General features: G+C 65.8%; 13 protein-coding genes. 10 read left to right on the top strand and 3 right to left on the bottom strand.

The features are described from left to right. Positions 1-81 precede the first annotated feature (81 nt). Complete coding sequence (locus ASG11_RS08570) at positions 82-939, bottom strand: helix-turn-helix domain-containing protein (RefSeq protein WP_055777762.1); 858 nt, start codon at positions 937-939, stop codon at positions 82-84. 247 nt (positions 940-1,186) lie between these two features. Here ASG11_RS08570 and ASG11_RS08565 point away from each other — a divergent pair, with 247 nt between their 5' ends. Further along, positions 1,187-2,248, top strand: a complete 1,062-nt coding sequence (locus tag ASG11_RS08565) for a quinone-dependent dihydroorotate dehydrogenase (RefSeq protein ID WP_055780576.1) — start codon at positions 1,187-1,189, stop codon at positions 2,246-2,248. Positions 2,249-2,395: 147 nt separating this feature from the next. Here ASG11_RS08565 and ASG11_RS08560 read toward each other — a convergent pair whose 3' ends face one another. Next, positions 2,396-4,126, bottom strand: a complete 1,731-nt coding sequence (locus ASG11_RS08560) for a gamma-glutamyltransferase family protein (RefSeq protein ID WP_055780571.1) — start codon at positions 4,124-4,126, stop codon at positions 2,396-2,398. A gap of 160 nt (positions 4,127-4,286) precedes the next feature. On the opposite strand from ASG11_RS08560, the gene ASG11_RS08555 reads away from it, so the two are divergent. Then, a complete protein-coding gene (locus ASG11_RS08555) occupies positions 4,287-6,095 on the top strand; it encodes an AMP-dependent synthetase/ligase (protein ID WP_055777759.1) in 1,809 nt (602 codons plus the stop codon). A gap of 37 nt (positions 6,096-6,132) precedes the next feature. Here ASG11_RS08555 and ASG11_RS08550 read toward each other — a convergent pair whose 3' ends face one another. Further along, a complete protein-coding gene (locus tag ASG11_RS08550; protein WP_082472677.1) occupies positions 6,133-9,153 on the bottom strand; it encodes a M16 family metallopeptidase in 3,021 nt (1,006 codons plus the stop codon). A gap of 196 nt (positions 9,154-9,349) precedes the next feature. Between ASG11_RS08550 and ASG11_RS08545 the strand changes: the two genes are divergently transcribed. From ASG11_RS08545 to ASG11_RS08510, 8 genes are all read left to right on the top strand, one after another. Continuing rightward, the gene (locus tag ASG11_RS08545; protein ID WP_236697432.1) at positions 9,350-10,213 is read left to right on the top strand and encodes an aspartyl/asparaginyl beta-hydroxylase domain-containing protein; all 864 of its coding nucleotides are present in this window, start codon (positions 9,350-9,352) and stop codon (positions 10,211-10,213) included. A 145-nt stretch (positions 10,214-10,358) separates the two neighbouring features. After that, the gene (locus ASG11_RS08540) at positions 10,359-10,934 is read left to right on the top strand and encodes a NifU family protein (RefSeq protein WP_055777756.1); all 576 of its coding nucleotides are present in this window, start codon (positions 10,359-10,361) and stop codon (positions 10,932-10,934) included. Positions 10,935-10,961: 27 nt separating this feature from the next. Further along, positions 10,962-11,555, top strand: coding sequence for a malonic semialdehyde reductase (locus ASG11_RS08535; RefSeq protein ID WP_055777753.1), 594 nt, complete (start codon positions 10,962-10,964; stop codon positions 11,553-11,555). 112 nt (positions 11,556-11,667) lie between these two features. Continuing rightward, entirely contained in the window at positions 11,668-12,291 is a 624-nt protein-coding gene (gene tsaB / locus ASG11_RS08530) for a tRNA (adenosine(37)-N6)-threonylcarbamoyltransferase complex dimerization subunit type 1 TsaB (RefSeq protein WP_055780565.1), read from the top strand. Continuing rightward, the gene (locus ASG11_RS08525; protein WP_055777750.1) at positions 12,288-12,764 is read left to right on the top strand and encodes a GNAT family N-acetyltransferase; all 477 of its coding nucleotides are present in this window, start codon (positions 12,288-12,290) and stop codon (positions 12,762-12,764) included. Before tsaB ends, ASG11_RS08525 begins: the two co-directional genes overlap by 4 nt. 128 nt (positions 12,765-12,892) lie before the next feature. Beyond that, positions 12,893-13,312 (top strand): MucR family transcriptional regulator, encoded by a 420-nt coding sequence (locus ASG11_RS08520; RefSeq protein WP_055777747.1) that lies wholly within the window; start codon positions 12,893-12,895, stop codon positions 13,310-13,312. Between the two features lie 196 nt (positions 13,313-13,508). After that, on the top strand, positions 13,509-13,931 hold the full coding sequence (locus ASG11_RS08515) for a Fur family transcriptional regulator (protein ID WP_055777744.1): 423 nt from the start codon (positions 13,509-13,511) through the stop codon (positions 13,929-13,931). 104 nt (positions 13,932-14,035) lie between these two features. Next, entirely contained in the window at positions 14,036-14,905 is an 870-nt protein-coding gene (locus ASG11_RS08510; RefSeq protein ID WP_055777741.1) for a lysophospholipid acyltransferase family protein, read from the top strand. The last annotated feature ends 52 nt before the right edge of the window (positions 14,906-14,957 follow it).

Below are 14,957 nucleotides of genomic sequence, written 5' to 3'. Positions count from 1 at the left end.
TGACTCTCAAATCGGATCGAATCGTTCCGATTGCGCATGTGGGGGCGCGGGCGGGCCGGGTCAACCGCCTTTGCGTGCGTTTTAGGTGTCGCTGATCAGGGGACTCACCTGCCCGCCCAGCGCACTGCGTTGCGCCATCGTCAGCTGTTGCAGGATCGTCGGTTGCGCACGGATCTGGCGCGGGGTCAGCCCGGTAAACTGCTTCACCTCGCGGATGAGGTGCGATTGATCGTAGAACCCCAGGGCGATCACGTCGTCGATATCGCTGCCGTCCATCGTCAGCGCGGATGCCGCCCGCAACGCGCGATATTTGCGCGCCAGCAGCTTGGGCGGTGCGCCATAGGCGGCATTGCAGCGCCGCTCGACCTGCCGGCGCGACAGGCCGGTCGCGGCGATCAGATCGGCGATGTCGGGGGATGGCGACGCTGCCAGCCAGTCGTCGATCCGTCGCAGGAACGCGCTGGTTCCGGGATCGCCGCGCGCCAGCAGGTCGCGGACCAGCGGCTCGCCGATCGCGATACAGCCGGCCAGATCCTTGGTATCCGCCAGCGCCGCCGCCGCCGCACGCAAGCGCGCGGCCCCGAACACGGTGCTGGCGTCGATCGCCCGGTTCAGCAGCGAAGATGCCTCGCTGCCGATCATCGCCGTCCAGCCAGCCGCAGTCAGCCCCATGCCGAACACCCGCACCGGCCCGATCGCACTCGAATTGATCGGCCCGCTGGTCGGCCCGATGACGTGAACGTCGCCCGGCGTCTGAACCGTCCCGTCATGAAACCGATACGTCGCCCCACCCGGCGAGAGGCGAAAGCGGAACTGGGCATTGTCGGCGCGCTCGACATCCTCGAACACCGGCACGTCCGCGCGAAAGTGATAGAAGAGCGTGATGTAGTCGGCCAAATCCGCGGCCGGCACCGCATAGTCCAGCTGAATGTCCGACAAGATACGCGCCCCCGCTTTTCTTATCGCCCGGGCGTAACCGCTCGACGGGTAAAAGAAAAGTGGCCCGGACGGTAAACCGGCCGGGCCAAAGGAAAAGAACCCCCTGTTGCGAAAGGATTCCTTGGGTCGCACAGCCTCTTAAGCAAAGTTCTTCGCGCTTGTATTGTACGAAATCGTCATCGTGACCTCCGCGGCCACATTTATGCCGTCTTTGACCGCATCGATCGGCGGTGCCATGGCCGCGCGGATGCTGTTCCCGCTACTTCGCCCGATCCTGTTCGCGCTCGATGCCGAACGCGCCCACAATCTGACGATCGACATGCTCGCGGCCTGGGGCCGCGACAACACTCCGCCGATGCTGCGGAAGCTGGCGCGCGGACCGGGCGACGCCTGCCTCCGCACCACCGTCGCGGGGCTCGATTTCGCCAATCCGGTCGGGCTGGCGGCCGGGGTCGACAAGGACGGCCGCGCGATCGACGGGTTCTTCGCACTGGGGTTCGGCAGCGTCGAGATCGGCACGCTGACCCCCCTGCCCCAGCCCGGCAACGAAAAGCCGCGCATCTTTCGCCTCGCGGCCGATCGCGCGATCATCAACCGGCTGGGTTTCAACAATGGCGGCATCGACGCCGCTTTGCCCCGCGCCCAGGCGGCGAAGCGCACCGGCCTGCTCGGCATCAATGTCGGTGCCAACAAGGACGCCGCCGACCGGATCGAGGATTACCGCGTCGGCGTGGCGAAAGCGGCTCGGATCGCTGATTACGTTACGATCAACATCTCGTCGCCCAATACGCCGGGCCTGCGCGATCTCCAGCACGGCGCGGCATTGGCCGAATTGCTCGCGGCCGCCGATGCGGCTCGGAATGCGCCGGAGCGTCGGCCACTGTTCCTGAAGGTCGCGCCCGATCTCAACACGCAGGAGATCGACGGCATCGCCCGCGCCGCGATCGACCACCGAGTGGATGCGCTGATCGTCAGCAACACCACCTTGTCGCGCCCGCCGCTCAAATCCGGCAACGCGAAGGAAACCGGCGGCCTCTCCGGCGCCCCGCTTGCGGCCTTGGCGCGCACGCGCCTCGCCGATTTCCGCAAGGCCAGCGGTGGCGCGGTCCCGCTGATCTCGGTCGGCGGCATCGACAGCGCCGACGAAGCCTATGCCCGCATCCGCGCCGGCGCGGGCCTGGTGCAACTCTATTCGGCTTTGGTGTTCGCGGGGCCGGGCCTGCCGGGGCGCATCACGAGCGGCCTGGCGCAGCTGTTGAAGCGCGACGGCTTCGCAAACGTGGCGGATGCCGTGGGCACTCAAGCCTGACCCCACTACCGCGCAGCGGTTTTGCCGTTCTCAAGAAGAATGCTCGCACGAAGACACGAAGGCGCAAAGAAGTGAGATGCTTCTTCTTCGTGCCTTCGTGTCTTCGTGCGAAAAAACGCTCTTGCCTTCGGCGATCGGGCGCGCTCCTCACCGCGTCGCCGGAGCGGCCTCGATCAGAAACCGCCCCTCGCGCCGCGGATCGTAGCCGCCATCCACCACGCCACCGCGGACGATCACGCCCTGTAGCCCCGAATCCTCGCCCTGCCCCGGCCGCAGATCGATTCCCTTCGCCGCCAGCCCGCCCAGTATCGCAGGCGAGAACTTCGTCACCTCGCCCTGAAACGCACCGCCACGCGCCACCAGATTGGGCAACGCCAGAGCATCCTGCATCGGCAAGCCCCAATCGACCGCGCCGACCATCGCCTTGCCGACATAAGCGAGGATCGAATTGCCCCCCGCCGATCCCAGGGCGCCCGCGAAGCGCCGCTCACCGTCCAGCAGGATCAGCGGCGTCATCGAGGAGCGCGGACGCTTGCCCGCCGCCACCGCATTCGCCGCCGGCTTCCCGTCGGGATCGCGCGGCGTGAACGAGAAATCGGTCATCTGATTGTTGAGGAAGAACCCGTCGACCATCCGCCCGGTGCCGAAGATCGATTCGACCGTGGTCGTCATCGACACGACATTGCCCTGCGCATCCCCGACCACGAAATGCGACGTGCCCATCGGCTCCAGCGTGCGGTCCCGCGCCACCTGCGGCGCTCCGGCCGGTAGGCCCGCCACCGGCGGAGGCCCGGCACGATCGCCGATCAGCTTCGCCCGCGTATCGACATAGGCCGGGTCGATCAGCCCGCGCACCGGCACCGAGACGAATGCCGAATCGCCGACATAACGGTCGCGGTCGGCATACATCAGCCGGCTCGCCTCGGCGAACAGGAACCATGCCTGCGGGTCGGTCGCGTTACGGGTCGCGATGTCGGTGCGCTCCAGCAGCATCAGCAATTGCAGCATGCCGACTCCGCTCGACGGCGGCGGCGGCACGCAGACGAGGTACACGCGGTACTGCCCGCACAGCGCCTCGCGCTCGATCGGGCGATACGCGGCGAGGTCGGCCAAGGTCATCGTGCTCGGCAACGCACCTTCGTGCACCTTCGCCACGATCCGCCGCGCCGTCTCGCCCTTGTACAACGCGTCCGGCCCCTGTGCCGACAGCCGCGCGAGGAACGCCGCGAAGGCGGGATTGCGCAACCGGTCCCCGGCGCGCAGCAGCCCGCCGCCGTCGCGCGCGAAATAGCTCAGCACGTCCGGCGCATTGCTCTCCGGAAACGCGCCGCTAGCCAGGAACCGCCCCAGCCGCGGCGAGACGATGAAGCCATCGTGCGCCGTCCGCTCGGCATCGCCGAACAGGTCACGCCACGGCAGGATGCCATATTTGTCGTGCGCCAGCGCCAGCATCTTCACCGCGCCCAGCACACCGGTCGCACGCCCGCTCAACACCGCCACCTGATACGTCAGCGGCTGCCCGGAATCGTCGAGGAACATGTCCGGCGTCGCACCCGCAGGCGCAGTCTCGCGCCCGTCGAACACCGATACGCGCTTCGTCTTCGCATCGTAGAAGGTCATGAACGCGCCGCCGCCGATGCCGGAGCTTTGCGGCTCGACCAGCGACAGCATCGCCTGCATGGCGATCGCCGCATCCACCGCGCTGCCGCCCCGCCGCAGCACCGCCATGCCCGCTTCGCTCGCCAGCGGATTGGCGGCCACGGCGAAGATCTTCGCGTCAGCCTTCGGGGCTGTCGCGACCGGTGCAGGACGCCGTTCGACCGACACACAGGCCGCCAGCGACAGCGACACGCAGACACTCAGGAAAGTCCGAACCATCTTCACTACGCACGCTCCCAAAGCCCTGCCCGCCGGCATCCCCCGGCGATACCGCGCCACCGCAAGGCCGTCCACGCCCTAAAGGCTGGCGAACCCCCGCCGCTCGCCCTAAGCATGACGACACACGTCGCCCACATGAAGGCGCGCCAGGAAGAGGCCCATGCGCAAGCTCGAACATTTCCCCAATCTCGTGACGATGTTCTTCACCCGCGCGGCAACGGAGGGCGACAAGCCGTTCCTGTGGCACAAGGCCGGTGGCGAATGGGTCTCGCTGAGCTGGGCGGATGCCGCGACGAAGGTCGCCAGCCTCGCCGCGGCGCTCACGGCGATCGGGCTGAAACGTGGCGACCGCGTCATGCTGGTCAGCGAGAACCGACCGGAATGGTGCATCAGCGATCTCGCGATCATGGCCGCCGGCTGCGTCACCGTGCCGACCTACGTGACCAATACCGAGCGCGATCATGCGCACATCATCGAGAATTCCGGTGCCAAGGCGATCATCGTCTCGAACGCCAAACTGGCGAAGACGCTGCTCCCCGCCGCGATCCGGTCCTACGACGCGAAGATCATCATCGGCATGGACGATCTGCGCCCGACGCAGGGGCTGGAGGTCCATGGTTGGAACCGCCTGATCGATCAGCACCCCACCACCGCCGCCGGCGCTGCCGCCAGGGCGACGTTCACGCGCGAGGATCTCGCCTGCATCATCTACACCAGCGGCACCGGCGGGGCACCGCGCGGCGTGATGCAGCATCACGGCGCGATCCTGCACAATTGCGCCGGATGTACCGCGGTGATCTCCGAGGAATTCGGCTGGGAGGATGAGGTTTTCCTGTCCTTCCTGCCACTGTCCCACGCGTATGAGCATACCGGCGGACAGCATTTCGCGATCGGCCTCGGCGGCCAGATCTATTACGCGGAGGGACTCGACAAACTCGCCGCCAATATCGAGGAAACCCGCCCGACGATCATGTTCGTCGTCCCCCGATTGTTCGAGGTGCTGCGCACGCGCATTTCAAAGGCGATCGAGAAACAGGGCGGCCTCAGCCAGAAACTGCTCGCCCAGGCGCTGGAGATCGGCGCGCGGGACTATGCGGGGACGCTACGGTTGCGCGATCGGCCGATGCAGCTCGTCGTCAACACGGTGTTCAAGCCGAAGATCGCCAAGAAATTCGGTGGCCGGATCAAGGCGATGGTCTCAGGCGGCGCACCGCTCACGCCCGAAGTCGGCATCTTCTTCCAGTCGCTCGGCCTCACCTTCCTGCAAGGGTACGGCCAGACCGAGGCCGCGCCGGTCATTTCCTGCAACCGCCCGAGCGCCGGATTGAAGATGGACACGGTCGGCCCGGCGCTGGTCGATACCGAGGTGAAGATCGCCGAGGACGGCGAGATCCTGGTGCGCGGCGAACTCGTCATGCACGGTTACTGGCGTAACGACGCCGAAACCGCGCGCGTACTGAAAGTCGACGGGCGCGAGCCCGACAAGGGGCCTTGGCTCCATACCGGCGATATCGGCCTGATCGACGATCGCGGTCGCATCAAGATCACCGATCGCAAGAAGGACATCATCGTCAACGACAAGGGGGACAATGTCGCTCCGCAAAAGGTCGAGGGCATGCTCACCCTGCAGAACGAGATCGCCCAAGCGATGATCTACGGCGACCGCAAGCCGTACATGGTCGCCGTGCTCGTTCCCGATCCGGAATGGACGCAGGAATGGTGCGCCCGGAACGGCAACGCCTGCGATTTCAAGAAACTGGCCCAGAGCCCCGATTATCGCGCCGCGCTGAACGCCGCCGTCGAACGCGTCAATGCGGACCTGTCCGTGATCGAACGCGTCCGCCGCTTCATCATCGCCGACGAGGCGTTCACGATCGAGAACGAGCAACTCACGCCCTCGCTCAAGATCCGCCGCCACGTGCTGAAAGCAGCCTACAGCACGAAGCTGGACGGCCTGTACAAGGGCTGACTTGATCCTCCCCGGAACGGGGAGGGATTTACCGTCCTTACCGCTCCACGCGCTTCTTCGCCGGCACAACCGGCTTCGCCTTGATCGGCGAGCCCTTTGCGGGGACCGCCTTCGCCGGAGCCGCCGTCACCGGCGCGGGTGCCATGCTCACCGCTTTCCCGTCGGGGCCGCGCGGCAGCACCGCCATCGTCCAGTCCACATCCGGCTTCAGATACCGCTGCGCGATCACCTGCAGCATCGCCGAATTCGCCCCGCCGATATCGCGGAACATCTGGCGCAGGCCCTCGATGCGACGTTCGTCATAGGTGCCCTGCTCGACCTGGTTGAGCCAGAAGGTGTTGCCCGTGGCCTGACGCAGCACGAGTTGCTTGAGCGGCTCGATCGTACGACGCAATTCGTCGTCGCTGATCGGATTGGCGACCAGGTCGGCCGCGATCTCGCGCGACATCTTAAAGAACAGGTTCACGTTCGCCGGCGTCACCTGGCCGATCGCGAACAGCCGCCCGCCCGAGGCGAGCCCGTCTGGCCATTGGCTCTGCACGCTCGGCGAGTAGCTCGCACCCGCCTCGCTGCGCAGCCGGTCGAACAGCCGGTCGCTGAACACCTGCGCCAGGATGTCGAGGTAATTGCTGTCGGACTGGTTCTCCATTCCACCGCCGGTCGGCCAGACGATCACCGCCACCGCCTGATTGTCCGGCCCGCCATGCGTCTCGATCAACGGCGTCGCATTGTGCGCGGGGAAGCGCACCGGCGGGGCGGCGGCGGTCGGCTTGGCTCGCGGCGGCAGCGCGCCGATGCTCGCGGCGACCGCGCGGATCGTCGCTTCGGCATCGATGTCGCCGAACACCTGTACTTCGATCGGCCCCTCGGCGATCCGTGGTTCCCACAATTTGCGGAAATCCTCGGGCGTCGTCGCCATCACCTGATCGCGCGTCGGCGTGCCCCAGCGCGGATCGCCGTCGTGCAGCAACCCTTCCAGATCGCGCGCCAACACGCCGCTCGGCGAAGAATCGTAGCCGGCATATTGCGTCAGCGCGGCCGACTTGATCCGCGCCAGCGGGTTCGGATCCCAGCCCGGCGAGGACATATAGCCGGCCATCAACTTCAACTGATCGGCCAGATCGCTCGGCGACGTCATCGCCGAGAACACGAACGAATCGTCGTCGATGCCGAAATCGAGCCCAATCCGCCGCCCGGCGGTCAACTGGTCGAGATCGCCCTGGCGGAGCTTGCCGACGCCGCCGCCGACGATCGCACCGTCCGCCGCCCAGATCGGCGACGGCTTGTCGGCCGGAAGCGCGTTGTATCCGCCGCCGAAGCGCACGCGAACATAGACTCGGGTCTCCTCCGCCGGGCTGACCCGCAGCATCAGCCGCACGCCGTTCGACAGCACGACCTTCTCCAGGTCGAACTCGGGGATCTTCTCGCGGCTGACGATGGTCGCCGGCTTGCCCAATCTGGGCAGCTTGGACCAGTTGACCTTGCCCTGCGCCGTGCGCTTGCCGGCCAGCCCCTTCACATCGGCCTGCAGCGCGGCGGCCAGCTTCGTCACGGCCGCCGGTTCCGGCGTCTGCGTGTTGACGAGCGCGCGCGTCGCGGTGCCGGTGAAGATCCGCCGCGTCGATGCCAGCACCGTCTCGGGCGTGAACATCTTCTTCTTGATGGCGTCGCGCAGCACGGCGTAGATCGTCGCCGGCGCGGTCGTCGTTTCGCGGATATCGACTGCCTGCACCATATCGTCGGCCTGCGAAGCCCCTGCTTCGGCCTTGGCGGTTTCCACCGAGGTCCGCATCACCGTATCCACGTCGGACAGTTCGCGATTGATTTCCGCGACGCTCGGCGGAGTGGTTTTCGCGTCTTCGATCACCGCGCGCACGTCCTTCAGTGCCGCTTCCCAATCGGTGCCGATCGGGATGATCGAGACATAGGTGATGTCGGCGCTGCGCGATTCGTTCGACGTGCCGACCGAGGCGCTGAGGAAGCTGCCACCGGCGCGCGCGCGCGTTTCCAGGCGGCGGCTGATCACCGATGCGGCGATCGAATCGACCAGCCGGTTCTGGTTCATGATGATCGTGTCGTCCTGGTACTTCCACGGCCGCAGCACGCCCAGCGTCACGACCGGCGGCAGGCTCGGTTCGGCGACGACGGCCGTCGCCGGCTTGGACGGATCGGGCTTGCCGAAATCGGGTTCGTCCGGCTTCGGCCCGACACCCTTCCAGTCGGAGAAATTCTTCGCCACCAGCCGTTCGAACACCGCCGGATCGAAATCGCCCGAAATCACCACGACGGCGCGCTCGGGGCGATACCAGCGATCGTGAAACGCCCGTACGCTGTCCGCCGTCGCCGCGTTCAACTTGTCGATCGTGCCGATCGGCGAACGGTCGGCCAGCGGCTGCCCGGCGAAGAACATGGCGAGCCGCGCGTCGCTGAAGCGCACCTGCGGGCCCGGTGCCTCGCGCTGTTCCGCCAGCACCGCCGGGCGCTCAGCGTTCAACGCCGCCGCCGTGATGTTGGGATGATCGACCATGCCGGCCAGGATCTTCAGGCTCTCGTCCAGCCCCGCCTCGGTCGCGCTCGGCAGATCGAGCTTGTAGGTCGTGCCGGTCGGCGTGGTCTGCGCATTGGTGTCAGACCCGAAGGTGGTGCCCATCCGCTGCCAGATGCGCTTGGCCTCGCCGTCGGGCACATATTCGGACCCGCGGAACGTGAGATGCTCGATCAGATGCGCATAGCCGCGCTCGTTGTCGTTCTCCATCAGCGACCCGGCATCGATCCGCACGCGCACCGCCACCTGGCCCGGAGGCACGCCGTTGTTGCGCACCGCATAACGCACGCCGTTGGGCAGCGTGCCGTAATGCCACGCCGGATCGGGCGTGATATCGCTGCCGACATACAGCCAGTTCTTGTGATCGATCTTCTCGGCCGCCGCGGTGGCGGCCGGGCTGGTCGAAGGCGCGGCGGTGGTCGGAGCGGCATTCTGTCCGCTGGCTGGCAGCGTCAGGACGAGCAGGGCGGAAAGGATCAGCGGACGGCGCAGCGCGCGCGAAAGAACATGCATGGCGGCTCTGATAGCGGGCTTCGGATGAACCCGCCAGTAACGGCCACCAAGTTGGCCGTGCGCGCCATCATTTGGTCCCATAGCATCCCTAGAGGGTGTCCCGCCCGGCACGGGGATGCGCATCGTGGCTGCGGCGCAACATGAGGGAACACTCCGGTCGGCATGCGCGCCGCCGGTCACGAAGGCAGGAACAGACGTGACGTTCGAAACCACTTCCGCATTGGCCGAATTGTGTCGAGATTCTGGCGATGTCGCCGAGCAGCGCACCATCCGCGTCCCCGATCTCAACGTCATTTCCGGCGCGCCCGCACCCGGCGCGAAGATGGAAGCGGATCGCAACCGGCCGTTCCTGATCAAATACGGCAAGCATCTGCGCAGCTTCTTCGACAAGCTGATCGCCTCATCGTCGCTCGTGCCGAACGATCCGGTGCTCGACGTGCGCGAATTCGCCTGGACCGCGCTGCTGCGCGACAATTGGCAGGTGATCCGCGACGAGGCGGTCCGCGTCGCGTTGCAGGGCGAGGCTGCGCCGAGCCTCGCCACCATCTCGCCCGATCATCGCTCGATCGCCGAGATCAACAAATGGCGCTCGTTCTTCCTGTGGGGCTACGGCTTCCCGATCACCGACAATCTCGAGCGCTGCCCGAACACGGCGAAGATCGTCGAGCAGATTCCCGGCCTCAACAGCGCCTTCTTCTCGATCCTCGCGCCCGGCACGCACATTCCCGATCATCGCGGCGTCACCAAGGGGCTGATCACCTGCCATCTGGGCCTGATCGTGCCGCGCGACGGCGACGTGCGCATGCGTGTCGACGCGCGCATCGTGCGCTGGGCCGAGGGCGAAACGCTGGTGTTCGACGATACCTATCAACACGAAGTGTGGAACGACACCGCCGGCACCCGCGTCGTCCTGCTTATCCAGTTCGAACGCCCCTTGCGCAATCCCGGCAAGATGATCGCCGGCTTCTTCCTCCGCGTCGTCCGCCGCTCCGCCTTCGTGCAGGAAGCGCGCACCAACATCTCCAAATGGAACGATGCGATGAAGGCGCTGGACGATTGATCGTTCCGGTCCCCGCATTCGCACCGCCGTCATCCTGAACTCGTTTCAGGATGACGGCCTCCATTGAAAGACCACGCCCCTGGGTAAACCGACCGTTTCCTCGACAAACCTTGCGCGCCGCCCGCGAGCGCGCCACATGCCACGCATGTTGATCGAAACCGAAGCCACGCCCAACCCCGCCACGCTGAAGTTCCTGCCCGGCCGCACCGTCATGGACGCCGGAACGCGGGACTTCGCCACGCCGGAGGAGGCCGAAGCCAGTCCGCTCGCCGAACAGCTGTTCAATCTGGGCGACGTGACCGGCGTGTTCTTCGGCAGCGATTTCGTGTCCGTCACCGCCGCGCCGGGCGTGGAATGGTCGATCCTGAAGGGCGACGTGCTCGCCACGCTGCTCGATCACTTCTCCGCCAACATGCCGCTGTTCAAACCCGGCAACGCCGCCGGCTTCAGCGTGCCGGCCGAGGAGGAGGCGTTCGCCGACCATCCCGAGGACGCCGACATCGTGGCGCAGATCAAGGATCTGATCGACACGCGCGTCCGCCCGGCGGTCGCCAACGATGGCGGCGACATCGTCTATCGCGGCTTCGATCAGGGCAAGGTGTACCTCAAGATGCAGGGCGCGTGCGCCGGCTGCCCGTCGTCAAGCGCCACGCTGAAGAACGGGATCGAACAGTTGCTCAAATATTACGTGCCGGAAGTCACCGAGGTTCGCGCCGTCTGATCAACCCCTTACTGCCGAGGTGTTCCCATGACCGAGAAGCTGTCCGACGCGGCGCTCGACACGATCTTCCGTACCGCGCGGTCCTATAACGGCTACACCGATCAGCCGGTTGCCGAGGCCGAACTGCATGCGATCTGGGATCTGATGAAATGGGGGCCGACCTCCGCCAATCAGCTGCCCGCGCGCCTGGTCTGGGTGACGAGCGATGCCGCCAAGCAGAAGCTGGCCGATTGTACCAGCGCTCAGAACGCACCCAAGATCCTGAAGGCTCCGGTCAGCGTCATCATCGGCATGGATACCGAATTCCACGAACACCTGCCCGAACTGTTCCCGCACACCGATGCCAAGGCTTGGTTCGAAGGCAATCTACCGCTGCGCGAGGTGTCGGCGATGCGCAATTCGACGCTGCAGGGTGCGTACTTCATCGTCGCCGCCCGCGCGCTCGGCTTCGATACCGGCCCGATGTCCGGCTTCGACAACGGCAAGGTCGACGCGGCATTCTTCGCCGACACGCCCTCGGTGCGCAGCAACTTCATCTCCACGCTCGGCCATGGCGATCCGGCGACGATCTTCGATCGCCTGCCCCGCCCGGCGTTCGAAAAGTTCAACACGATCGCCTGATAAGCTCCGTTCGTCCTGAGCTTGTCGAAGGACCGTTCTTCTTTTGGAACGGCCGACGTAAGAGCAGCGCTTCGACAAGCTCAGCCCGAACGGTTTGCTTTTGACTGCACCCATCAGAACCTTGGTCATCGAAACCTCCACCGCCGCCTGCTCGGTCGCCCTGATCGAAGCCGGCGCGGTCATAGCGTCCGCGCATGAGGTGGTCGGGCGCGGCCATGCCGAGCGGCTGATCCCGATGATCGCCGAACTGCCCGACGGCGGGCGTGCGGGTCGTATCCTCGTCGATTGCGGCCCTGGCAGCTTCACCGGCGTCCGTGTCGGCATCGCCGCCGCGCGCGGGCTTGCCTTCGGATGGGATGCGGAGGTGCGCGGCTTCGCTTCGCTGCCTCTGGTCGCCGCCGCCGCATTCACCTCCCGCCCCGACCTCTCCGATCTTGCGGTGGTATTGGAAGGCGGGCATGGCGAGGTCTTCATGCAGTCGTTCGAGGCCAATCCCCTTCGCGCCACCGGCCCGTTCGCCTCGCTCCGCCCCGAGGCCGCGCTGGCCGCGCTCGCCGGTCGCCCGGCCTTCGGCAACGGCATCCGCCACCTTGCTCCGCTCGATCCCGCTCTGGACCTGACCGAACGGCTGCCCGACGCCGCGCACGCGATCCTGCTGGCGGACGATCTCACCGCTCTGCCCGCGCGCCCGATCTACGGCCGCGCGCCGGACGCGAAGCCGAAGGCGCTGGCATGAGTACCGTGCTCAACATGATCGAACTGCGCAGCGGAACGACCGCCGATCTTGCGCTCGTCGAGACGCTGATGGCCGAGGCGTTCGACCCGCGTTTCGGGGAGGCGTGGACGCGCGGCCAGTGCCTGGGGATCATGGCGCTGCCCGGCGTGTGGCTGACGATCGCCTCGATCCAGGGCCAGCCGGCCGGCTTCGCGCTCTCGCGCCTCACGGTCGACGAGGTCGAACTGCTCCTGCTTGCCACCGCTCCCGCCGTTCGACGCCGAGGGGTCGGCGCGGCGCTGTTGCGTTCGGTGCTGGGGGACGCGCAGGACAGAGGCGCGGTCGCGATGCACCTCGAAGTGCGCGACGGTAACGAAGCGATCAAGTTGTACCGCAACGCCGGCTTCGTCAAAGTGGGGCAACGCCGGGCGTACTATCGCGGCAATGCCGGCTTAGTCTCCGACGCCTTCACCTACCGTCGCGATCTGCTTTGACGACCAAGATATACCTTCGGCAACTATAATATACTTTTTGCAACTTGCACGCCAGTGTCGGCGCGCCGATAGCCACGAACACGGCCGCGCAAGCAATGCAGCCGATAAAACGGGTCGAAGGAATTATCATGGAATTGCAAACTGATCTGCACGATACGCTGATCACGCTGACGGCGGATATCGTCGCGGCACATGTCAGCAACAACAGTGTTGCCGTCTCCGACTTGCCAATTCTTATTTCCAACGTGCACGGCGCGCTGACCGGTCTCGGTAACCCGGAAACTGCGCCCGAAGTACGGCCGGAGCCGGCGGTTTCGGTCCGCTCGTCGATCAAGCCCGACTTCATCGTCTGCCTCGAAGATGGCAAGAAGCTGAAGATGTTGAAGCGTCACTTGATGACACACTATCAAATGACGCCCGAACAATATCGCGCCAAGTGGAGCCTCCCCGCCGACTATCCGATGGTCGCGCCGAACTATGCCGAACAGCGTCGCACCCTGGCCAAGAAGATCGGGCTCGGTACCAAGCGCCGCAAGGTCGTCCGCTAACCTAGATCCTCCCCGTGACGGGGAGGTCGCAGTCAAAGGCTGACGGAGGGGGTGGGCCGGCAGAGGGGCGCTCGTCGATCGCCCCCTTCATAATGCACGCGAGATGCACGCCGTCCCTCCCCGTTTCGACGACAATCGGCTTATTGCGAATCACTCTTCGCTTTATCAATAAGCCGAAAGCGCCTACAGCGTGGGCATGGCCCGCAAAATCGATCTCGAAGCCCTTTGCAATGAAAAGGGCCTGCGCATTACCGAGCAACGCCGCGTCATCGCGCGCGTTCTGTCCGAAGCGGAGGACCATCCCGATGTCGAGAAGGTTTATGAGCGCGCCTCGCTGATCGATCCCGGCATTTCGATCGCCACCGTCTACCGCACCGTGCGCCTGTTCGAAGAGGCCGGCATCCTCGATCGCCACGATTTCGGCGATGGGCGCGCCCGTTACGAACCCGCGCCCGAGGCGCATCACGATCACCTGATCGACGTCGAGACCGGCAAGGTGATCGAGTTCGTCGATCCGGAACTGGAACAGCTCCAGAAAGCCATCGCCGAACGTCTGGGCTTCCGGCTGGTCGATCACCGCATGGAGCTATACGGCGTCACCCTCGATCGGAAGAATTGAGGGCTAAATACACTCTCCCCGTTCGTTTCGAGCGTAGTCGAGAAACCGTCACGAGCGCCGCAGCAGGTTTCTCGACTTCGCTCGAAACGAACGGACGATAGCGGATGAGCATCACACCCGAACAGCGCGCTGCCGCGGCCGCCGGCACGCCGCCCGTGATCGACGCGCTTGGTCGCCTGCGCATCACGCTCCGCGCCACCGGCCTCTTGCTCGCGCTTCTGGTCACCGTCCCGCTCCATTATCTCTGGCGCCTCTTCCGCCAATCGTCCCCCTGGCCGATGATCTTCCTCGGCTGGGCCGGTCGCCTCGCCGGCGCGCGCGTCACGACGGTCGGCACGCCGCTGAAACGCGATGTTTTCTACATCTCGAATCACCTCAGCTGGATCGACATCCTCGCCATCGCCGGCCGCAGCGGCACCGCGTTCGTCGCCAAGCAGGAGATCCGCGAAGCCCCCGTCGTCGGCTGGCTCAGCACGCTGAACCGCACCGTGTTCGTGAAACGTGAAAACCGCTTGGGCGTCGCCGAGCAGATCAACCAGTTGCGCGATGCGCTGGCCGACAATTGGTCCGTCACCGTCTTCCCAGAAGGCACCACCACCGACGGCCAGTCGCTCCTGCCGTTCAAGACGCCGATGCTCCGCGTCCTCGAACCACCGCCGCCCGGCGTGATGGTCCAGCCGGTGCTGCTCGATTACGGCGCGGTCGCCGAAGAAATCGGCTGGATCGGCGTCGAGACCGGCGTGGACAATGCGAAGCGCCTGCTATCGCGCAAGGGCAGCTTCCCGGTGCGCGTGCATTTCCTCGAGCCGTTCTTCCCGGCGGACTTCCCAGGCCGGAAAGCGATCGCCGCCGAAAGCCGCCGCAGGATCGAGGAAGCCTTGATCGGCGTTTTGGGCAAGCCGCTCCGGCCGTTCGCCTATTCGGTAGACGCCATAAAGTTCGCCCCCGAAACGCCCACACCACCGTCATCCTGACGAAGGTCAGGATCCATCGCGCCTCAATCTTTCCACCACTGAGGCGCCTTGG

Source organism: Sphingomonas sp. Leaf357 (genome assembly GCF_001423845.1).
Lineage (GTDB): Bacteria > Pseudomonadota > Alphaproteobacteria > Sphingomonadales > Sphingomonadaceae > Sphingomonas.
Note: the sequence above shows the minus strand (reverse complement) of the source record. Positions and strands in the feature narration are given on the sequence as shown.

Coding starts and splice junctions, on each gene's coding strand:
- ASG11_RS08565 (WP_055780576.1), top strand. CDS start 1,187: ATGCTGTTCCCGCTACTTCGCCCGATCCTGTTCGCGCTCGATGCCGAA.
- ASG11_RS08560 (WP_055780571.1), bottom strand. CDS start 4,126: ATGGTTCGGACTTTCCTGAGTGTCTGCGTGTCGCTGTCGCTGGCGGCC.
- ASG11_RS08555 (WP_055777759.1), top strand. CDS start 4,287: ATGCGCAAGCTCGAACATTTCCCCAATCTCGTGACGATGTTCTTCACC.
- ASG11_RS08550 (WP_082472677.1), bottom strand. CDS start 9,153: ATGCATGTTCTTTCGCGCGCGCTGCGCCGTCCGCTGATCCTTTCCGCC.
- ASG11_RS08540 (WP_055777756.1), top strand. CDS start 10,359: ATGTTGATCGAAACCGAAGCCACGCCCAACCCCGCCACGCTGAAGTTC.
- ASG11_RS08535 (WP_055777753.1), top strand. CDS start 10,962: ATGACCGAGAAGCTGTCCGACGCGGCGCTCGACACGATCTTCCGTACC.
- ASG11_RS08525 (WP_055777750.1), top strand. CDS start 12,288: ATGAGTACCGTGCTCAACATGATCGAACTGCGCAGCGGAACGACCGCC.
- ASG11_RS08520 (WP_055777747.1), top strand. CDS start 12,893: ATGGAATTGCAAACTGATCTGCACGATACGCTGATCACGCTGACGGCG.
- ASG11_RS08515 (WP_055777744.1), top strand. CDS start 13,509: ATGGCCCGCAAAATCGATCTCGAAGCCCTTTGCAATGAAAAGGGCCTG.
- ASG11_RS08510 (WP_055777741.1), top strand. CDS start 14,036: ATGAGCATCACACCCGAACAGCGCGCTGCCGCGGCCGCCGGCACGCCG.